A 19,788-nucleotide genomic window follows, 5' to 3' on the forward strand; every position below is an offset into this window, starting at 1 on the left:
GGGAGTCTTTCAGTTCAATGCCAGATCAGCCCTTGAGCGGGAAGACCGGCTCGACTTCGCGGTAGTCGCGCGGCACGATCACCTTGATGTCGCCTTTGGTGACCTGGGTCATCAAAGGCTGTGCGCCCATGTTCTGACCGTTCACAAACTGTGTAGGACCGTAGGGCATGATGTGGTTGGCGAACTTGCTGGAAGCCAGCGCGTCGATGATGGCGGCGCGGTCTGGCGACTTGGCGCGCTCGATCGCATCGGCCAGCAGCATCATGGCGGTGTAGGTCATGAAGACTTCATAGCTGAAGAACTGGCCTTGGGCTTCCACACGTTTTTTGAGTTCGGCAGAGCGCTTGTCCTTGGGGTTGAACCAATGGTTGCAATCGATGATGCCGTTGGCCGCCTCAGGGAATTCCTTGACGAACTTGTAGCTTGACGCCGCGCCACCGAGCACCGAATAGATGGCCTTGGGTGTGATTTTTTGCTGCTGCAAAGTGCGCACCAGCAAGGCGTATTCGTTGTAGTAGTTGGCAGGGATCAAGATGTCGGGGTTGACCTGCTTGATGCGCAGCGCGATGTTGTTGAAGTCACGCGTGGGGTTGGCGTGCTTGATGATCTCTTTGACTTCGTAGCCGTAGCCGGGCAGCTCTTTGGCCAGCAAGTTGGCGGTGCCCGTGCCGAATAGCGACTCTTCGTGCACGATCATCACGGTGCGGGCGGGCTTGCCAGCGGCGGTGTTCAAAACATGCAAGCTGGACACGGCCACTTCGGCGCACTTTTTGTAGCCAGGGCCAAAGCGGAAGGTGTTTTTCAGGCCACGCTCGACGATCTGGTCGGCCACGCCGACGTCGACCACATGGGGCAGGTTGTACTTGGCTGCGGCTTGGGTAGTGGCCAGGCAAATGGCGGAGGCAAAAGCACCGACGACGGCGCTCACACCGGCTTCGTTCATCTTCTCGATTTCGGCAATGCCTGCTTGCGGGTTGGACTGTGCATCGCCCAGCATCGCCTCAATCTTGGCGCCGCCCAGCGACTTGATGCCACCGGCCTTGTTGATGTCTTCGATCGCCATCTGCGCGCCCAGGCGGCACTGCTGGCCCGAGTAAGCCAGGGCACCCGTGACAGGGTGCAACACACCGATCTTGATGGGTTTGGGTTGTGCCCCCCCCACCAACGGAAACGCGAGTGCCGAGGCCGCAGCAGCGGACTGGCCCATGAAATGGCGACGTGTGGTCATGGAAACATCCTTTTCGTGAAGGTCAATGAAAGTTGGCGGACAGCTCTTGGCTTACCCACACCTTGGCATCGATGCTGCCAACGCGGGACAACTGCATCTGGTATTCGTACCGGTCCGGTCGGTACAAGCCATGCAGCCATTGGACGGGACGGTCGTCCTCGTCATAAATCAAACGCCGCACCGCCAGCAAGGCCGATCCGACGGACACATCCAGGTGCTGGGCCATGCCCACATCGGCCAAGCGGGCCGAAATGGTTTGCTCAGCACGCCCCACCTTGACGCCCGACTCTTCGAGCAGCACCAAGATGGGCTTTTGCATCAATTCACGTTTGCCAAAGCCCGCCGAGATCGACTCGGGCACCCAGGTGGTGATGTGCGAGAGCGGCCCTTCGGGCGTGCTGCGCACACGTTCGGCTTTTTGCACGGTGACACCGGCTTGCAGCTGCAAGGCGGCGGCCACATCCACCGGCGCACGCATGCGCTCGACCGACAAGACCTTGACCTTGGTGCGCAGACCCATGGTGACCAGGTTCTCCAGCAGGCCCGTCAGGCGCGCCTGCTGGCCGGTGGCCATGGTGGCCGCTTGCATCTGCACTTCATTGGCCCGCGCTTGCACTGGGCGGGTGCCGCGACCGGGCTCACGGCTGATCAGGCCTTCTTGCGCCAACTGCGACAACGCTCGGCGCACCGTGACACGGGCCACGCCGAACTGGCCCATCAAGGCCATCTCGCCGGGCAAACCGGCATCAAAACGGCCTTCGCGCAATTGCTCGCGCAGCACCAGATAAATCTGGTGGTACTTCGGCAAAGGGAGATTGGGGTTCATGGCAGCTATCGTTGATCAGTCCTAATGTCCTGTCAATAGAACAATCAGGTTCTATCCATAGGACATTTGATTGGGGATTTCCCGTAGCCTTGATCTGGTGCATGGATGGGGAGCCCCTCTGAGCTGTTGCAAAATCGGTGCCTGAAACCCGATGAACTTTCTACATCGGGCTGAGTACATTTCTTCAAAGAAACACATGCAAGCAAGCGATATCGGCCTGGTGGGCCTGGGCGTGATGGGTGAAAACCTGGCCCTGAATCTGGAACGCAACGGTTTTGTCGTCAGCGGTTTTGACCTGGACGCGGCCCGACGCCAAAGCTTCACCCAGCGCACCCAAGGCCTGAAGGCCCAGACCACCGAGTCATTGGCCCAGCTGGTGGCCAGCTTGCAAGTGCCGCGCCGCGTGTGGCTGATGGTGCCCGCAGGCGCGCCGGTGGATGCGGTGCTGGCCGAGCTGCGCCCCCTGCTGGCGGCGGGTGACGTGATCATCGACGGCGGCAACACCTTGTTCACCGACACCCAGCGGCGCATCGCAGCGCTGGATGGCTCGGGCATCTTGTATGTGGGCGCTGGCGTGAGCGGCGGCGAAGAAGGCGCCCTGCGCGGCCCCGCGCTCATGCCCGGTGGCTCGCCCGAAGCTTGGCCGCTGGTCAAACCCCTGCTGCAAGCCATTGCCGCCAAGGCCGACGACGGCCAGCCCTGCTGCGACTGGATGGGCCACGGCGGTGCCGGTCACTTTGTGAAGATGGTGCACAACGGCATCGAATACGCCGACATGCAAATGATCTGCGAAGCCTATTGGCTGATGCAGCAATGCCTGGGCATGAGCGCCGCCGAGATGAGCCCGGTGTTCAGCCACTGGAACGAAGGCGAGCTGGGCAGCTACCTGATCGGCATCACCGCCGACATCCTGAAGCAAACCGACCCCGACACCGGCGACGCCTTGGTCAACATGATCCTGGACACCGCCGAGCAAAAAGGCACCGGCAAATGGACCAGCCAGATCGCGCTGGACATGGGCGTGACCGCGCCCACGATTGCCGACGCGGTGTTTGCCCGCACCGTGAGCGCCATCCAGCCCGAGCGCGTGGCGGCGTCCAAAATCTTGAAAGGCCCTGCGCCCAAGGTGAGCGGCGAGCGCGAAGATATCCTGCCCAAGATCCAACGCGCCTTGCTGGCCGCCAAGCTCTGCGCCTATGCGCAAGGCTTTGCGCTGCTCAAAGCCGCGGACCGCGAACACCAGTGGGAACTGCCCATGGCCAAGGTGGCCTCGGTCTGGCGCGCAGGCTGCATCATCCGCGCCCACCTGCTCGAAGACATGCGCCGCGCCTTTGCCGCCCACAACGATCTGCCCAACTTGTTGATCGACGAACACTTTGCCCGCGTCATGGCCGACTGCGAACAAGACCTGCGCGAAGTGGTGGCCATGGCCGCTCTGAACGGCGTGGCCGTACCCGCCTTCATGAGCGCCCTGTCGTATTACGACGCCTACCGATCCGCCCGCCTGCCCGCCAACTTGCTGCAAGCCCAGCGCGACTACTTTGGCGCACACACCTACCAGCGCACCGACAAGCCCGGCAAGTTCCACACCCGCTGGGGCGCGTGAACAAGGCTTCTCTCACCCCAAGTCCTTTGTCACCCCGCGCCCTTCAGTCACCCCGGGCGCCTCTGTGATGTCACCCCGGGCACCTCTGCGATGTCACCCCAAGCGCCTCTGTGATGTCACCCCGGGCTTGACCCGGGGTCCATGCCAGCTCACATCTCATCTCGGGCAACTCCATTTCACCCCCGCCCCATCCGATGTCATCCCAGCCCCATCTAATGTCACCCCGGGCTTGACCCGGGGTCCAAAACCCACAGGCATGGATCCCGGGTCAAGCCCGGGATGACCAGAAATCAGGGATGACAAATATGGACAAGCCAGCCCATCAGGCGTAGCGCAGACGCAAGTCGCGCTTGAGCAGCTTGCCACTGGGGTTCTTGGGCAGCGCATCGGTGAAGACCACGCGCTTGGGTGTCTTGAAACCCGCCATGTGCTGGGCGCAGTGCGCGATCACCGCTGCTTCATCGAGCGTCTGCCCGACTTTGACCACGATCACCGCCGTCACGGCCTCCACCCACTTGGGGTCTGGCAAGCCGATCACCGCCACTTCGCTCACCTGCGGCAGGCGGTAGATCATTTCTTCCACCTCGCGGCTGGCCACGTTTTCGCCGCCGGACTTGATCATGTCCTTCTTGCGGTCCACCACGGTGATGTAGCCCTCTTCGTCGATGATGCCGAGGTCCCCGCTGTGGAACCAATCGCCCTCAAAAGAAGCTTTGGTTCGTTCGTCATCGTGGAAGTAGCCCAGCATCAAATGCGGCGAGCGGTGCACGATCTCGCCCACCTCGCCCACGGCCACGTCCTGCATGTCGTCGTTGACCACACGGGTCTCGACGTTGCGCACGGCCTTGCCGCAGGAGCCGGGTTTGCGCAACTGGTCTTCGGGGGCCAGCATGGTGGCCAGGGGCGCGATTTCGGTTTGGCCATACAGGTTCCACAAGCGCACCTTGGGCAGGCGCGAGGCCAGCTCTTTGAGCACCTCCACCGGCATGATGGACGCGCCGTAGTAGCCCTTGGCCAGCTGGGCGAGCTTGTCGGCATCCAGCAGCGGCGAGCGCAGCAAGGCAATCCACACCGTAGGCGGCGCAAAGAAGCTGGTGATGCCAAACTTCTCGATCATGGGCAGCAGGTTGTCGGGCGTGGGCTTGGACGTGATGACGTTGGTGCTGCCCATGTAAATGGCCGGGCCAAAAAACACATCGAGCTGGGCGCAGTGGTACAGCGGCAGCGCGTGCAGGGCCACATCGGCCTCGGCGATCTCGGCGTCGATCACGCAGCTGACGTACTGCCACAGCACCGCATCGTGCGTGAGCTGTGCGCCTTTGGGCGAGGACTCGGTGCCACTGGTGTAGACAATTTGCGCCACGTCGTAGCTGCCCAAACGCAAATCGGGCAAGGGGTCGGTGCAAGCGGCCAACACGTCAAAGCTGTGCATGCCGGCCACGGGCTGGCTCGGGTCTTCGGACGGCAACCAGATGAACTGCTCAACTTTCGTGTCCAGCTTGCTGGCGGCCTGCGCCAGCTCTGCCAAGCCGCTGTCGGTGGCCAGGGTTTTGGCACCCGCATGCCGCAGGATGTAAGCCACCTCGTCGGCCTTGAGCATGAAGTTGATCGGCACCATGACCGCGCCCCGGCGGGCCAGCGCAAAGCGCAGCGCCGCAAAACCGTGCGAGTTGCGGGCCAACACCGCCACCTTGTCGCCCTCGGCCACGCCGATGCTGGCCAGGCCCGCGGCCAAGCGCGTCACCAGCGCATCGAACTCGGCATAGGTCCAGGTGGTGCTGCCACACACGATGCCGGTCTTGGCGGGCAGGCGGATCGCGGTGCGGCGCAGGGCATCGGCGATGGTCTGGCGGCGGACGGCGGGGTGAATGGCAGTTTGGGGGGCGTGGGACATGGTGCGGGCTCCTGCATCGATATGATCGGAAGATTGAACACCAGACCCGCGAGAATTCCATTGGCACTACCCCCAGCATCCCCCCGAAAACTGTCACATACGCGAACCGTCGTTTACAGCGGCTATGACCGCGAAGACGGCCTGTGGGACATCGAAGCCGAACTGACCGACGTGAAAACCTTTGGCTTCAGCGTGCCCAACGAGCGCCCCTTCCCTGCCAATGAACCGATCCACGGCCTGAAGATCCGCGTCACGCTGAACAACAAAATGGTCATCCAGGACATCGTCACCGCCATGGACGACATCCCCCACCCCGAGTGCGCGGGCGCACCCCACGGCATGCACCGACTGATCGGCCAGACCATGGGCCCGGGCTGGCGCAAAGTCATCAACGAACACGTGGGCGGCACCGAAGGCTGCACCCACCTGCGCGAGCTGCTCTTCAACATGGCGACCGCCGCCTACCAAACCCTGCCCGCCGGCCAATGGCACCGCCGCGAAGTGGCCGGCGAGCCCCAACCCGAAATCACCAAGCCGCCCTACCACCTGGGCCAATGCCACAGCTGGGCCTTTGACAGCCCGACGGTGCAGAGGGCTTATCCGATGTTTTTCAAGCCGAAGGCGTCATCAATCGATGTGTAATCAATAACGCAGAAGACACCAACCAAAAAACTATACAACCGATGGGCTCAAAGGAGCTTGGTCATTAGGCGCTAGTTGATTAATCTCTATCTTCTCAAGGCTGTGCCAATTCCAAGATCGAAATAACAACCAACGCCAACCCGTGACGACCAACCCTCACCAAATTTCCTCTTTGAGGGCAAACATGAAGGCTAAGGCTTAGTCTCTTCGATAAGACTCTGCACTGGATTGCTGTCACCGACGCATACCAGCTTCCAGCGCTGATAGACACCACTGGGTGTTGTTCGAATGACTTCAACAATGGTTATTCCAGCGGAATCAAATACATTATTTTTCGAGTAGGTACCAGTAAATTGACGGACTCCCACTTTAAAAATATCCTCAGATTTACTCATACATTGCTGGGCCATATGGTGCTGATTGAAATCAGATTTGACCCATAAATCTAAAACCATCTTGCCCGCAAACGGCAGCACCAAGATCCCAACAATAGCGATTACCAATTTTCGAAACATAAAACTCTTTTTCTAATTAAAAATTTTAAAAAACCGATCATACTAAAGTGAAAAGTGGCACCCCATCGGTCAACTTCAGTGTTTTATTTACATCACTACCAACTGGATTTTTTTGCTTCTGATCACGAGTGTGCACAGAAGTGCATTCGCTAAGTGCCTGCGATAATCCTCACTCCCAGCGCCCAAAGCGCTTCCCCCCAACAGCCTCTGGATCTACACCATGAACCGCTGCACTCTGGCCCTTCGCGGGCGTGCTTTGCTTTGCCTTGACTTCATCACCTCCCTGAACGCCGTGGAGGCCGCATGAGCAAGAAGGTCTTCATCAAAACATTTGGCTGCCAGATGAACGAGTACGACTCGGACAAGATGGCCGATGTGCTGGGCGCGGCCCAGGGCTATGAGCCCACGCAGGACGTGGACGAGGCCGATCTGATTTTGTTCAACACCTGTTCGGTGCGCGAAAAGGCGCAAGAAAAGGTCTTCAGCGATCTGGGCCGCGTGCAGCACCTGAAAGCCAAGGGCGTGCTGATTGGCGTGGGCGGCTGTGTGGCCAGCCAGGAAGGCGCTGAGATCATCAAGCGTGCGCCGTATGTGGACGTGGTGTTTGGCCCGCAGACCCTGCACCGCCTGCCCGAGATGCTGGCCGAACGCGAGCGCAAGCAGCGCCCGCAAGTGGACATCAGCTTCCCCGAGATTGAAAAGTTCGACCACCTGCCACCCGCCAAGGTGGAAGGCGCCACCGCCTTTGTGTCGATCATGGAAGGTTGCAGCAAGTATTGCAGCTACTGCGTGGTGCCCTACACCCGGGGTGAAGAAGTGTCGCGGCCCTTTGACGATGTGCTGGTCGAGGTGGCGGGGCTGGCCGCGCAGGGCGTGAAAGAGATCACGCTGCTGGGCCAGAACGTGAACGCTTACCGGGGCAAGATGGGCGGCACCTCAGACATTGCCGACTTTGCGCTGCTGCTGGAATACGTGGCCGACATGCCGGGCATCGAGCGCATCCGCTACGTGACCAGCCACCCCAACGAGTTCACCCAGCGCCTGATCGACGCTTACGAGAAGATTCCCAAACTGGTGAGCCACTTGCACCTGCCGGTACAGCACGGCTCGGACCGCATCTTGATGGCCATGAAGCGCGGCTACACCGCCATGGAATACAAGAGCACGATCCGCAAGCTGCGGGCGATCCGCCCCGACATGTCGCTCAGCAGCGATTTCATCGTGGGCTTCCCCGGCGAGACCGAGGACGACTTCAACAAGATGATGAAGCTGATCACCGATGTGGGCTTTGACACGAGTTTTAGCTTCATTTTCAGTCCCCGCCCTGGCACACCTGCGGCCAACCTGCACGACGACACGCCGCACGACGTGAAGCTGCGCCGCCTGCACCACCTGCAAGCGACCATCGAAGAAAACGTGCAGCGCATTGGCGAGAGCCGCGTGGGCACGGTGCAACGCATTTTGGTGGAGCGCCCTTCACGCAAGGACGCGACCGAGCTGGCCGGCCGCACCGAGTGCAACCGGGTGGTCAACTTCCCCGGCGGCCCGAACATGGATCGCCTGATCGGTCAGATGGCCGATGTGCGCATCACGCAAGGCCTGTCGCACTCGTTGCGCGGGGAGTTGGTGATCCGCGATTGATGCAGCCGTCATGTCGGGGCTGAAGCCGCCGACCTACGGAAGATCAGGAGTCGCGGCCGACTTCGCGGATGTAGCGGCGGTAGTCGCCATGCGAGATGGGTGTGCAGCCATTGGTCGGGCGGTTGTACACATAGGTCTGCACGGGCTGACCTTGCAGCGGGCCGCTGAGCACAGTCACTTCTTCGCGCCAGTATTGCGAGGCGGCGCGGTCGCCGGGCACCATGTCTTCGACCACATCCAACCGGGCCAGGTGCGCGTCATCGACTTCATAGACTTCGCCTGAAACCACCCCATCGCCCAGCAGCAGGCCGGGGTAGCGGCCCAGATCGACCAAGCGGCCGGGCACTTGGGCAGCGCCCGTGAAGCGGGCGCCATGCATTTCGGCCTCCAGGCGCAGGCCGGGCATCAAGGTGCCGTAGATGAAAAGAGCGTGTGACATGCGCTGAATTTTGCGCCAACACAGCCCACACAACCTGCCTCGAAATTGACACGCATCAAGCCCCAGCCACCGTGTCGCCTGTTGGCAGGCCGCGCACACACAGCCGTTTAAACTGATTGGCAAGAGACTGGCCTGTCCCGCCACAGGGACGAGTACACAACAAAGGCAGACACAAGGCGCAAGCCAGAGGTGCAGATGAAAGCAGAACAAAACGAACTCATCACCCGCATTGGCCCGGGCACGCCCTGCGGTGCGGTGATGCGCCACTATTGGCAGCCCGTGGCCCTGGTGGATGAATTCAACCCCGCGCTCGACCCGCGCATGGCGATTCGCCCCGTCAAAGCCGTGCGCATTCTGGGCCAAGACCTGGTGCTGTTTCGCAACGCGCAGGGCGACTATGGTTTGCTCGACCGTGACTGCCCACACCGAGGGGCCGATTTGGCTTTTGGCCGCAACGAAGGCGATGGCCTGCGCTGCCCTTTTCATGGCTGGAAGTTTGACGTCACAGGCCAGTGCATCGAAACGCCCGCCGAGCCGACCGGCAGCACCTTGTGCAAGCGTGTGCGCCAGCGCAGCTACCCGATCATCGAGCGCAGCGGCATTGTGTTTGGCTGGTTCGGCCCCGAAGGCCAGACGCCACCACCGCTGCCCGGCATTGACGCCTTCAGCGCTCCGGCCACCCATACCTTTGCCTTCAAAGGGCTGTGGCATTGCAATTGGCTGCAAGCGTTTGAGGTGGGCATTGACCCCGCGCATGCCTCGTATCTGCACCGCTTTTTCAATGACGAGTCGCTCGAAGGCAGCTATGGCCGCCAGTTCCGGGGCGCGAGCGCGGGCGATGTGGAAGGTGAGCGCTGGCCCATGACGCGGGTGATGCGCGAGCTGGACCAGCCCGAGATCTCGTTTGAGCCCACCGATGCGGGCCTGCGTCTGACGGCCCTGCGCCCGATCAACGAGGCGCTCACCCATGTGCGGGTGACCAACGCGCTGTTCCCGCACACCTTTGTGATTCCGCTGTCAGAGACCATGACCATCACGCAGATGCATGTGCCGGTGGACGACACGCACACCTATTGGTATTCGGTGTTCACCAGCTTTGACGGGCCGGTGGACAAAGAGGCCATGCGTAACCAACGCCTGCCCTCGGTCACCCTGCCTGACTACATCCCCAAAGCGGGCAAGCACAACCACTGGGGCTTCAACCCCGAAGAGCAAATGAGCCGCACCTACCTGGGCATGGGCGAAGACGACATCAACGTCCACGACCAGTGGGCCTGCGAAAGCATGGGCGCGATCCAGGACCGCACCCGCGAACACCTGGGCACCAGCGACAAGGTCATCATGGCCAACCGCCGCCTCTTGCTCAAAGCCATCGAGACGGTGCAGGCCGGGGGCTTGCCGCCCGGCTTTGCGCAGGGCGCCGTGGCCAGCCAGCGCATCGGCCCCGACACGGTGGACGGCATCGCGCCCAGCGGGCAATGGCCGCAGTGGTGGCGCGAGGCCTGCGATGCCAAACGCAGCGGCGCACCGTGGGATGCCGCCCTGCCAGGCCATGCGCCCACTCCAGCCGACACGAGCGCGGCATGAGCTTCGCTGAACGCTGCGGCCTGCACAGCCCCGAACGCCAAGCGGCTTGCGATCAACTGATTCGGCAGGTCGAGGCCTCGGGCATCGAGCTGATCCGCCTGGGCTGGTGTGACCTGCATGGCGTGGTGCGCGGCAAGACCCTCGTGGCCTCGCAACTGCGCCAGGCGCTGGCCAACGGCATCGGCATGGTCAGCACCTTGCTGCTCAAAGACAGCTCGGACCGCACCGCCTTCAAGGTGTTCGAGTCGGGCATCGAAGAGACCCTGCCCGGCTTTGCCGGGGCCAGCAATTTCACGCTCATGCCCGACCCGGCCAGCTGGCATGTGCTGCCCTGGACCGAGAAAACCGGCTGGCTGCAGTGCCAGCCTTACATGGCCGATGGCGGCATCGTGCCGCTGGACTCACGGCATGTGCTGCAGCAGGCCGTGCAGCGCCTGGCCGAGCGCGGCTGGCAGATGCGCTGCGGGCTCGAAATCGAGTTCCACATCTACCGCCTCAAAGACCCGCTGCACGGGCACGACCTGGACCCGGAGCGCGCAGGCTGGCCCGGCCCCGCGCCCGAAGTCAGCCTGATCCACCCGGGCTTCAACCTGCTGACCGAGGCCTGGTTTGACCGGGCCGAGGAGCCGCTGCGCATCGTGCAGCGCACCGCGCAGGCGCTGGGCCTGCCGCTGATTTCGCTCGAAATTGAACTCGGCCCCAGCCAGGTCGAAGCGGTGTTTGACGTGAGCGATGTGCTGACGGCTGCCGACAACATGGTGCTGTTTCGCAATGCCACGCGCCAAGCCCTGCGCCGCGCCGGGTACCACGCCACCTTCATGTGCCGCCCGCCGTTTGAACACATCATGTCGAGCGGCTGGCACCTGCACCAATCGGTCTGCGAGTTGACCACGGGGCGCAATGTGTTCATGCGCGAGGCTGCCACACCGGGTGTCGGTGCGCTGGATGCGCGGCAGGTGCTGAGCGATGCGGGTGCTGGCTGGCTAGCCGGTTTGTTGGCGCATGCTCCGGCGCTCACGGCTCTGTGCACGTCCACCAGCAATGGCTATGGGCGCTTTCGGCCCAACGCCATGGCGCCGCAGTCCATCTTGTGGGGCCGCGACAACCGGGGCGCCATGCTGCGCGTGATCGGCGCACCCGGCGACAAGGCCACCCGCATTGAAAACCGATTGGGCGAGCCTGCGGCCAACCCTTACCTGTACATGGCCTCGCAAATCCACGCGGGGCTCGATGGCGTAGACGCATTGCTGCAAGCGCCTGAAGCCACTGAAACGCCTTATGCACCGGGGGCTGCCTCCATCCCCACGTCTTTGGCCGATGCAGTGCAGGCGCTGCAGCAAGATGCAGCCTTGCGCCAGTCGCTCGGCGAATCCTTTGTGGGCTACTACAGCACCATCAAGCGGGCCGAGCACCAACGATTGGCCCAAGCTGAAGATGCGACGGAGTTTCACAAGCGTGAATACTTCGGCCGAATTTAACAACCCCTAGAAAGCGCGTTTGAGCGCGATGCACTGATGATCACGATCCACCTGCAACCCCACGACCCGACCCAAGCCGCGCACAGCCTGCAAGTGCAGCCCGGCCAAAGCCTGATGCAAGCGGCCGTCGATGCCAATTTGGACGGCATCCAGGCCGATTGCGGCGGGCTGCTGACCTGCGCCACCTGCCATGTGGTGGTTCAAGCGGATTGGCTGTCCAAGCTCCCGAACATGAGCAGTGACGAAGACGGCATGCTAGCCTTCACCGCTCAGGCGCGGGAGCCAGGCAGCCGCCTGTCGTGCCAGATCATGCTGAGCGAAGAACTGGATGGCCTGCAGGTGACGCTGCCCACCAGCCAGTATTGAATCAGCGCGGCATGCCGGGGAAGCCCCCGCCGCCGCCCATCATGCCTTTCATGGCCCCCATGCGCTTCATCATTTTCATGAGGCCGCCGCCCTGCATCTTTTTCATCATGTCCTGCATTTGCTCAAACTCTTTGAGCATGCGGTTGACATCGTGCACCTGAACACCGGCACCGGCGGCGATGCGGCGCTTGCGCGTGGCCTTGATCAGCTCGGGCTTGCTGCGCTCTTTGGGCGTCATGCTGTGGATGATGCCTTGCTTGCGGGCGATGTCTTTTTCGACCTTGTCCATGTCCATCGCGCCAGCCTTGGCGGTCAGCTGGCTGGGCAGTTTGTCCATCAGGCTGGACAGGCCGCCCATTTGTTTCATCTGCTGGATCTGGGCCAAAAAGTCGTTCAGGTCAAAGCCGCCACCGCTCTTGACCTTGGCGGCCAGCTTTTGCGCGGCCTCCATGTCCACACCGGCGGTGACTTGCTCGACCAGCGCGACGATGTCGCCCATGCCCAAGATGCGGCCCGCGTGGCGCTCGGCATCGAACACTTCCAGGCCGTCGATCTTCTCGCTGATACCGGCAAACTTGATGGGCGCGCCGGTGATCTGGCGCACCGACAAGGCCGCACCACCGCGTGAGTCGCCATCGAGCTTGGTCAGCACAATGCCGGTCAGCGGCAGCGCTTCGCTGAAAGCCTTGGCGGTGTTGGCCGCGTCCTGGCCCTGCATGGCATCGACCACGAACAGGGTTTCCACAGGTTTCAGTTCAGCGTGCAGGCCCTTGATCTCACTCATCAGGACTTCGTCAATCGCCAGGCGACCAGCGGTGTCGACCAGCAGCACATCAAAGAAGTGCTTGCGGGCGTAGTCGATGGCGGCGCGAGCGATGTCGATCGGCTTTTGATCGGGCGAGCTGGGGAACCATTCGGCACCGGCTTGGGCGGTGACGGTTTTGAGCTGTTCGATGGCGGCGGGGCGGTACACGTCGCCCGAGACCGTGAGCACTTTCTTCTTGCGCTTTTCAATCAGGTGCTTGGCCAGCTTGGCGGTGGTGGTGGTTTTACCGGCACCTTGCAAACCGGCCATCAGGATCACAGCCGGCGGCTGCGCAGCCAGGTTGATGTCGGCCACGCCTTCGCCCATTGTGGCGGCCAGCTCACGGTTGACCACGCCCACCAGGGCCTGGCCGGGTTTGAGCGAGCCCATGACCTCTTGACCCAGGGCTTTTTCTTTCACACGGGCGATGAAGTCGCGCACCACCGGCAGCGCCACATCGGCCTCCAGAAAGGCCATGCGCACCTCGCGCAGCATGTCGGCCACGTTCGATTCGGTGATGCGGGCCTGTCCGCTGATGGTTTTGACGAGGCGGGAAAGTTTGTCGGTCAGGGCGGAGGCCATGCGTGCGAATCCAGAAATAACCGGTCCAGCGGGGTGGTGTAGCCCCTGTGGCTGCACCTGAAAGGCTAAACTCGGACCCATGATTTTAGCGAGTCCCCCATTCTGGATGCACCCCGCCGCCGCAGTGGCCGCGCTGGCCTATGGCTTGGCAGCGGTGACCGGTGCGCGCATGAGCGAAGTCAACGCACGCCGTCTGCTGGGGCTGGCTTGGGCTGCGCACGCGCTGGCCTTGCTGGGTTTGCTGGCGGGGCCGGTGCGCTTTGGCTTTGCGCCGGCCATGTCCGTCACCGCTTGGCTGGTGGTCACCGCTTATGTGGTGGAGCGGCAGATTTTCCCGCAGCTCAAGGCCCGCTGGGCCATGGGTGGCCTGGGGGCTGTGGCGGTGGCGATGGCTTGGTTGTTTCCGGGCACCTTGTTGCATGCGCAAGCTTCGGCCTGGTTACCACTGCATTGGGCGCTGGGCCTGTCGGCCTATGGCCTGTTTGGCGCGGCCGTGATTCACGCCTGGATGATGACGCGCACCGAGCGCAACATCCGCTTGGGCCAAGAAGCCGACAGTGGCTTGCCCCTGCTGACCCTAGAAAAACTCACCTTCCGTTTTGTGGCGGCGGGCTTCATGCTGCTCACGGCCACCTTGGTGGCTGGTGCCTTGTTTGGTGAAACCCTCTATGGCCAGGACCGGGGCCAATGGCGCTGGGACCACAAGACGATTTTTGCCTTGCTGTCTTGGCTAACCTTTGCGGTACTGCTGGTCGGGCGCAGCCAGTGGGGCTGGCGCGGCCGCCGCGCGGTGCGGGTTCTTTATATGGGTGCGGGTTTGCTGCTGCTGTCTTATGCAGGCTCGCGTTTTGTTTTGGAAGTCTTGCTGGGGCGTGCGGGATGAAATTTCTGTTTCTGTTGCTGGTGGCCTTGGTCGTGATTTGGGCGGTCAAGCGCTCCCGAGTGAAGCCCCCGGCAGGATCGGCCCAAGCTCAATCGTCCTCGCCCACCGAGATGGTGGCCTGCGCGCACTGCGGCATTCACCTGCCGCGCGCTGAGGCGGTGTCGGGTCAAAAGGGCTTGTACTGCAGCACCGAGCACCGCAGCGCTGCGCAAGACAGCAACCCCGCCTGACCTCTGCCGAAGTTTTGCGCGTGAACGACACCGCCGCCGACACCCCAAGTTCCACGACCGATTGGCAACAAGGCTGGTACACGCCAGCGCTGCGGCTGGACTCCCCCAACTTCGGGCCCCGGCCTGCCGGGGCTTGCATCGACTTGCTGGTGATCCACTCCATCAGTCTGCCGCCAGGCCAATACGGCGGCAACGAGGTGCAAGCCTTGTTCACCAACCAACTGGACTGGGACGCGCACCCCTACTTTGGGCAGATCCGGGGCCTGGAGGTGTCGTCGCACTTCTATGTCCGGCGCGATGGCGCGCTGTGGCAGTTTGTCAGCTGCGATGACCGGGCCTGGCATGCCGGGCAATCCGAATACCGGGGCCGACCCCATTGCAATGACGACTCGATCGGCATTGAACTTGAAGGCCTGGAGGGTGAGTGCTTTGAAGCGGCGCAGTACGACAGCCTGGCCCGTTTGTGCACAGCGCTGGCGGCCCGATACCCGATTGCCCACGTGGCGGGGCATGAGCACATCGCCCCCGGTCGCAAACAGGACCCTGGACCCGGGTTCGACTGGCCACTTTTGCGATCTTTGTTGGATTTCTCAGATCGGTGTTTTCCCTTGGTTTGATGTGCCGGCGTTACAACTGAAAAATATTTTTTCAGCCCCAATTTGGTACATACGGCTGAGTTTTAACCGTCCGCTGGCGATTTGCCCAAAATCTGCAAGGTAGACAAATCAAGCCTGCAGCGACAAAACCCCGTTGAAACCCAATGCTGGCTTGAGTTTGTGGTCACAAGTCGCGTGATTCAGAGCTTCGCTCTGGCACTTTTCAAATTCTGAAAAGCCCAAAACAGTGCCTGTGATTTCAAGATGAATCCAAGCTTTCACAAAAAGTCCTCCAAGGACCTCGGTACACTATAGGTAGTGGCTTGAACGATGTTTGGACACCAGATATAGTGTCCCTTACAAATTTTCACATTTGAATTTTCAGCCTCTTTCAAGCCCTCAAGATCCAACGCCCTGCAACAAACCAAGAACATGACCATGCACACAGATCTGAACATCTCGAGCCACACCTCAGGCCTTATCGGTCTGCCAGAAACTGAACGCCTCAACGCTGCGTCGACCCATGCACTGGCCAACTACCAGATCATCCGACGCAACGGCGCGGTGGTGCCTTTTGAGCCCAACAAGATCGCTGTGGCCTTGATGAAAGCCTTTTTGGCCGTTCACGGCACGCAAGGCGCGGCATCGGCCAGCGTTCGCGAGGTGGTGGAAGAGCTGACCCAGAACGTGGTGCGCGCTTTGGTCCGTTCGCGTCCAGGCGGCGGCACCTTCCACATTGAAGACGTGCAAGACCAGGTTGAACTGGGCCTGATGCGCAGCAGCAACCACGAAGTGGCCCGTGCTTATGTGTTGTACCGCGAGCGCCGCACGCAAGAGCGCGCCCAACAGCAACAACAAGTGGCCACAGAAACCACCCCCAGCGAGCCGGCCCTGCATGTGATCGACGGCGGCAAACGCGTGGAACTGGACCTGAACTACCTCAAGTCCTTGATGGTCAATGCCTGCGCAGGTCTGGGCAAAGATGTGAGCGCCGAGCCCATCGTGGCCGAAACCATGCGCAACCTGTACGACGGCGTGCCCATGGAAGAGGTCTACAAAGCGTCGATCCTGGCCTCGCGCACCCTGATTGAAAAAGATCCGGACTACACCTACGTCACAGCCCGCCTGCTGATGCACACCATCGCCAAGGAAATCCTGGGCAAGGAAGTGACCGCCGACCAGCTGGGACAAGCGTACTTGGACTACTTCCCCCAGTTCATCAAGAAGGGCGTGGACAACGACCTGCTGGATGAAAAACTGTTGCAGTTCGACTTGAAGCGCCTGGCCGAAGCCCTCAAGCCCGAGCGTGACATGCAGTTCGACTACCTGGGCCTGCAGACCCTGTACGACCGCTACTTCCTGCACGTGCGCAAGACCCGCATCGAGATGCCTCAGGCTTTCTTCATGCGCGTGGCCATGGGCCTGTCGCTCAATGAAATCAACCGCGAAGCCCGCGCCATCGAGTTCTACGAGATCCTGTCCTCGTTCGACTTCATGTCGTCCACCCCCACCTTGTTCAACAGCGGCACCTTGCGTTCACAGCTGTCGAGCTGCTACCTGACCACTGTGCCCGACGATCTGGACGGCATTTACGAGTCGATCAAGGAAAACGCCCTGCTGTCCAAGTTCGCAGGCGGCCTGGGCAACGACTGGACGCGTGTGCGCGCCATGGGCTCGCACATCAAGGGCACCAATGGTGAATCGCAAGGCGTGGTGCCTTTCCTCAAAGTCGTCAACGACACCGCTGTGGCGGTGAACCAGGGCGGCAAGCGCAAGGGCGCGGTCTGCACTTACCTGGAGACATGGCACCTGGACATTGAAGAGTTCCTGGAGCTGCGCAAGAACACCGGCGACGACCGCCGCCGCACCCACGACATGAACACGGCCAACTGGATCCCCGATCTGTTCATGCGCCGCGTGATGGAAAAAGGCAACTGGACCTTGTTCTCGCCCTCTGATGTGCCTGACTTGCACGACCTGTTCGGCCAAGCCTTCGAGAAAGCCTATGTGGCTTATGAGCAAAAAGCCGAACGCGGCGAGATCAAGCCCAGCAAGACCGTGCCCGCCACCGACCTGTGGCGCAAGATGCTGTCGATGCTGTTCGAGACCGGCCACCCCTGGATCACTTTCAAGGACCCTTGCAACGTGCGCTCGCCCCAACAGCACGTGGGTGTGGTGCACTCGTCCAACCTGTGCACCGAGATCACGCTCAACACCAGCGACACCGAAACCGCGGTCTGCAACCTGGGTTCGGTCAACCTGTCCAAGCACCTGAAAGACGGCCCCAACGGCAAGGTCATCGACCGCGCCAAGCTGCAAAAGACGATCTCGATCGCCATGCGCATGCTGGACAACGTGATCGACATCAACTACTACGCCGTCAAGAAAGCCCGTGACTCCAACATGCGCCACCGTCCTGTGGGCCTGGGCTTGATGGGTTTCCAGGATTCGCTGTACGAAATGCGCATTCCTTACGCATCGCAGGCTGCTGTGGAGTTCGCCGACCAGTCGATGGAAGCGATCTGCTACTACGCTTACTGGGCCTCGACCGAGCTGGCCAAAGAACGCGGCCAATACGCCACCTACAAAGGCTCGCTGTGGGACCAAGGCATCTTGCCTCTGGACACGCTGGACCTGCTGGAGCGCGAGCGCGGCGGTTATGTGGAGGTGGACCGCTCGTCCACCCTGGATTGGGACACCCTGCGCAAGAAGATTGCACAAGACGGCATGCGCAACTCCAACTGTGTGGCGATTGCCCCCACCGCCACCATCTCCAACATCATCGGTGTGGACGCTTCGATCGAGCCTTGCTTTGGCAACCTGTCGGTCAAGTCCAATCTGTCGGGTGAGTTCACCGTCATCAACAGCTACCTGGTGCGTGACCTCAAGCGCCTGGGCCTGTGGGACGACGTGATGGTCATGGACCTGAAACACTTTGACGGTTCGCTGCGTCCCATCGACCGCGTGCCACAAGAGATCAAGTCCTTGTACGCCACCGCATTTGAAGTGGAGACCACTTGGCTGGTGGAAGCGGCTGCACGCCGCCAGAAATGGATCGACCAGGCGCAATCGCTCAACATCTACATGGCCGGCGCATCGGGCAAGAAACTCGACGACACCTACAAACTCGCCTGGTTGCGCGGTCTCAAAACCACCTACTACCTGCGCACATCGAGCGCCACACAGGTGGAGAAGTCCACGGTGCAAGCTGGCTCGCACAACGCAGTGTCTTCAGGCATGCCGTCGGGCGGCATGAGCGCACACGATGCATCGACAACACATGCACCGCTGAGCGCAGCACCGGCCACCGACGTTCAATTCACCGCAATCGACGATGTCGGTTGTGAAGCTTGCCAGTGATCTGAATGCATCGCACACACATGCCAACATGGTGGTGCGATGCAATTGAACAACACTTCGAGCCCATGCATGCGCAGAAAGTGAATCACTGCTTTGCAATTCACGCGCATGCTTTCATAATTTGAGAACTGGAAATTTTTATGTTGTCTTGGGACGATCAAGTTAAACCCGCATTGCAACCTGCAATGCCTCCAATGCCTGGCACGGGTGCAGCAACTGCATCGGCGTCGGCGTCTCCAGCTGCTACACCCCGCCGCATGACCGCTGCAGACAAGCGTGTCATCAACGGCCAGACCGACGTCAACCAGTTGGTCCCCTTCAAATACAAATGGGCTTGGGAAAAATACCTGGCCACCTGCGCCAACCACTGGATGCCGCAGGAAGTGAACATGAACCGCGACATCGCTTTGTGGAAAGACCCCAACGGTCTGACCGAAGACGAGCGCCGCATCGTCAAGCGCAACCTCGGCTTCTTTGTGACCGCCGACTCACTGGCCGCCAACAACATCACGCTGGGCACCTACCGCCACATCACAGCGCCCGAGTGCCGCCAGTTCCTGTTGCGTCAGGCTTTTGAAGAAGCCATCCACACCCACGCCTACCAGTACATCGTGGAATCGCTGGGTCTGGACGAGAGCGAAATCTTCAACGCCTACAACGAAGTCAAATCCATCCGCGACAAAGACGAGTTCCTGATCCCGTTCATCAGCGCGATCATGGATCCGAACTTCAAGACCGGCACACTCGAAACCGACCAGACTTTGCTCAAGTCGCTGATCGTGTTTGCTTGCCTGATGGAAGGTCTGTTCTTTTACGTGGGTTTCACACAAATCCTGGCATTGGGTCGCCAAAACAAGATGACCGGTGCTGCCGAGCAGTACCAATACATCTTGCGCGACGAGTCCATGCACTGCAACTTCGGCATCGACCTGATCAACACCGTGAAGCTGGAAAACCCACAACTGTGGACCGCCGAATTCAAAGCCGAGATCAAGGCCCTGTTCCTGCAAGCTGTCGAACTGGAATACCGTTATGCCGAAGACACCATGCCACGCGGCGTGCTGGGCATGAACGCCTCCATGTTCAAAGGCTATCTGCGCTACATCGCCA

At 61.1% G+C, this 19,788-nt stretch carries 17 protein-coding genes; 11 read left to right on the forward strand and 6 right to left on the reverse strand.

Features of this window, described 5'->3' with window-relative positions:
• Nucleotides 1–25: 25 nt before the first annotated feature.
• A complete protein-coding gene (locus Q1W40_RS04585) occupies nt 26–1,228 on the reverse strand; it encodes an ABC transporter substrate-binding protein (protein ID WP_300709329.1) in 1,203 nt (400 codons plus the stop codon).
• 22 nt (nt 1,229–1,250) lie between these two features.
• A complete protein-coding gene (locus Q1W40_RS04590) occupies nt 1,251–2,054 on the reverse strand; it encodes a GntR family transcriptional regulator (protein WP_300709331.1) in 804 nt (267 codons plus the stop codon).
• Between the two features lie 196 nt (nt 2,055–2,250).
• On the opposite strand from Q1W40_RS04590, the gene gndA reads away from it, so the two are divergent.
• Nucleotides 2,251–3,660, forward strand: coding sequence for an NADP-dependent phosphogluconate dehydrogenase (gndA, locus tag Q1W40_RS04595; protein WP_300709333.1), 1,410 nt, complete (start codon nt 2,251–2,253; stop codon nt 3,658–3,660).
• A 322-nt stretch (nt 3,661–3,982) separates the two neighbouring features.
• Here the strand turns inward: gndA and Q1W40_RS04600 are convergent, their stop codons facing one another.
• Nucleotides 3,983–5,554 carry an acyl-CoA synthetase gene (locus tag Q1W40_RS04600; RefSeq protein WP_300709335.1) on the reverse strand — a complete coding sequence of 524 codons (1,572 nt, stop codon included), beginning with the start codon at nt 5,552–5,554 and terminating at the stop codon, nt 3,983–3,985.
• 60 nt (nt 5,555–5,614) lie between these two features.
• Between Q1W40_RS04600 and Q1W40_RS04605 the strand changes: the two genes are divergently transcribed.
• Nucleotides 5,615–6,196, forward strand: coding sequence for a DUF2889 domain-containing protein (locus Q1W40_RS04605; protein ID WP_300709337.1), 582 nt, complete (start codon nt 5,615–5,617; stop codon nt 6,194–6,196).
• A gap of 191 nt (nt 6,197–6,387) precedes the next feature.
• Here the strand turns inward: Q1W40_RS04605 and Q1W40_RS04610 are convergent, their stop codons facing one another.
• Entirely contained in the window at nt 6,388–6,711 is a 324-nt protein-coding gene (locus tag Q1W40_RS04610; RefSeq protein WP_300709339.1) for a hypothetical protein, read from the reverse strand.
• A gap of 303 nt (nt 6,712–7,014) precedes the next feature.
• On the opposite strand from Q1W40_RS04610, the gene miaB reads away from it, so the two are divergent.
• Complete coding sequence (gene miaB / locus Q1W40_RS04615) at nt 7,015–8,352, forward strand: tRNA (N6-isopentenyl adenosine(37)-C2)-methylthiotransferase MiaB (protein WP_300709341.1); 1,338 nt, start codon at nt 7,015–7,017, stop codon at nt 8,350–8,352.
• A 43-nt stretch (nt 8,353–8,395) separates the two neighbouring features.
• Here the strand turns inward: miaB and Q1W40_RS04620 are convergent, their stop codons facing one another.
• On the reverse strand, nt 8,396–8,791 hold the full coding sequence (locus tag Q1W40_RS04620; RefSeq protein ID WP_300709343.1) for a gamma-glutamylcyclotransferase family protein: 396 nt from the start codon (nt 8,789–8,791) through the stop codon (nt 8,396–8,398).
• A gap of 195 nt (nt 8,792–8,986) precedes the next feature.
• On the opposite strand from Q1W40_RS04620, the gene Q1W40_RS04625 reads away from it, so the two are divergent.
• The 3 genes from Q1W40_RS04625 to Q1W40_RS04635 are packed head-to-tail and all read left to right on the forward strand — an operon-like array spanning nt 8,987 to nt 12,222.
• A complete protein-coding gene (locus Q1W40_RS04625) occupies nt 8,987–10,378 on the forward strand; it encodes an aromatic ring-hydroxylating dioxygenase subunit alpha (protein ID WP_300709345.1) in 1,392 nt (463 codons plus the stop codon).
• Entirely contained in the window at nt 10,375–11,856 is a 1,482-nt protein-coding gene (locus tag Q1W40_RS04630; RefSeq protein WP_300709347.1) for a glutamine synthetase family protein, read from the forward strand. Before Q1W40_RS04625 ends, Q1W40_RS04630 begins: the two co-directional genes overlap by 4 nt.
• Nucleotides 11,857–11,892: 36 nt before the next feature.
• Entirely contained in the window at nt 11,893–12,222 is a 330-nt protein-coding gene (locus tag Q1W40_RS04635) for a 2Fe-2S iron-sulfur cluster-binding protein (protein WP_300709349.1), read from the forward strand.
• Nucleotide 12,223: 1 nt separating this feature from the next.
• Here the strand turns inward: Q1W40_RS04635 and ffh are convergent, their stop codons facing one another.
• Nucleotides 12,224–13,609 (reverse strand): signal recognition particle protein, encoded by a 1,386-nt coding sequence (ffh, locus tag Q1W40_RS04640; protein WP_300709350.1) that lies wholly within the window; start codon nt 13,607–13,609, stop codon nt 12,224–12,226.
• A 79-nt stretch (nt 13,610–13,688) separates the two neighbouring features.
• Here ffh and ccsA point away from each other — a divergent pair, with 79 nt between their 5' ends.
• From ccsA to Q1W40_RS04665, 5 genes are all read left to right on the forward strand, one after another.
• A complete protein-coding gene (gene ccsA / locus Q1W40_RS04645; protein ID WP_300709352.1) occupies nt 13,689–14,492 on the forward strand; it encodes a cytochrome c biogenesis protein CcsA in 804 nt (267 codons plus the stop codon).
• Entirely contained in the window at nt 14,489–14,722 is a 234-nt protein-coding gene (locus tag Q1W40_RS04650; protein ID WP_300709355.1) for a PP0621 family protein, read from the forward strand. The genes ccsA and Q1W40_RS04650 overlap by 4 nt, the downstream gene beginning before the upstream one ends.
• Nucleotides 14,723–14,742: 20 nt before the next feature.
• Nucleotides 14,743–15,339, forward strand: a complete 597-nt coding sequence (ampD, locus tag Q1W40_RS04655; protein WP_300709358.1) for a 1,6-anhydro-N-acetylmuramyl-L-alanine amidase AmpD — start codon at nt 14,743–14,745, stop codon at nt 15,337–15,339.
• A 417-nt stretch (nt 15,340–15,756) separates the two neighbouring features.
• Nucleotides 15,757–18,678, forward strand: coding sequence for a ribonucleoside-diphosphate reductase subunit alpha (locus Q1W40_RS04660; RefSeq protein ID WP_300709361.1), 2,922 nt, complete (start codon nt 15,757–15,759; stop codon nt 18,676–18,678).
• Nucleotides 18,679–18,818: 140 nt separating this feature from the next.
• A partial coding sequence (locus tag Q1W40_RS04665) for a ribonucleotide-diphosphate reductase subunit beta (RefSeq protein WP_300709364.1) occupies nt 18,819–19,788 on the forward strand: 970 nt, incomplete at its 3' end.

The sequence above is a fragment of the Limnohabitans sp. genome (genome assembly GCF_030158565.1).
In the GTDB taxonomy this organism is placed as follows: domain Bacteria; phylum Pseudomonadota; class Gammaproteobacteria; order Burkholderiales; family Burkholderiaceae_C; genus Limnohabitans_A.

Bases quoted from the DNA above. Each gene is read 5' to 3' on its own strand.
- Q1W40_RS04635 (WP_300709349.1), top strand. From the start codon at position 11,893: ATGATCACGATCCACCTGCAACCCCACGACCCGACCCAAGCCGCGCAC.
- Q1W40_RS04590 (WP_300709331.1), bottom strand. From the start codon at position 2,054: ATGAACCCCAATCTCCCTTTGCCGAAGTACCACCAGATTTATCTGGTG.
- Q1W40_RS04600 (WP_300709335.1), bottom strand. From the start codon at position 5,554: ATGTCCCACGCCCCCCAAACTGCCATTCACCCCGCCGTCCGCCGCCAG.
- ccsA (WP_300709352.1), top strand. From the start codon at position 13,689: ATGATTTTAGCGAGTCCCCCATTCTGGATGCACCCCGCCGCCGCAGTG.
- Q1W40_RS04630 (WP_300709347.1), top strand. From the start codon at position 10,375: ATGAGCTTCGCTGAACGCTGCGGCCTGCACAGCCCCGAACGCCAAGCG.
- Q1W40_RS04620 (WP_300709343.1), bottom strand. From the start codon at position 8,791: ATGTCACACGCTCTTTTCATCTACGGCACCTTGATGCCCGGCCTGCGC.
- gndA (WP_300709333.1), top strand. From the start codon at position 2,251: ATGCAAGCAAGCGATATCGGCCTGGTGGGCCTGGGCGTGATGGGTGAA.
- Q1W40_RS04650 (WP_300709355.1), top strand. From the start codon at position 14,489: ATGAAATTTCTGTTTCTGTTGCTGGTGGCCTTGGTCGTGATTTGGGCG.
- Q1W40_RS04660 (WP_300709361.1), top strand. From the start codon at position 15,757: ATGCACACAGATCTGAACATCTCGAGCCACACCTCAGGCCTTATCGGT.
- miaB (WP_300709341.1), top strand. From the start codon at position 7,015: ATGAGCAAGAAGGTCTTCATCAAAACATTTGGCTGCCAGATGAACGAG.
- ffh (WP_300709350.1), bottom strand. From the start codon at position 13,609: ATGGCCTCCGCCCTGACCGACAAACTTTCCCGCCTCGTCAAAACCATC.
- Q1W40_RS04625 (WP_300709345.1), top strand. From the start codon at position 8,987: ATGAAAGCAGAACAAAACGAACTCATCACCCGCATTGGCCCGGGCACG.
- Q1W40_RS04585 (WP_300709329.1), bottom strand. From the start codon at position 1,228: ATGACCACACGTCGCCATTTCATGGGCCAGTCCGCTGCTGCGGCCTCG.
- Q1W40_RS04610 (WP_300709339.1), bottom strand. From the start codon at position 6,711: ATGTTTCGAAAATTGGTAATCGCTATTGTTGGGATCTTGGTGCTGCCG.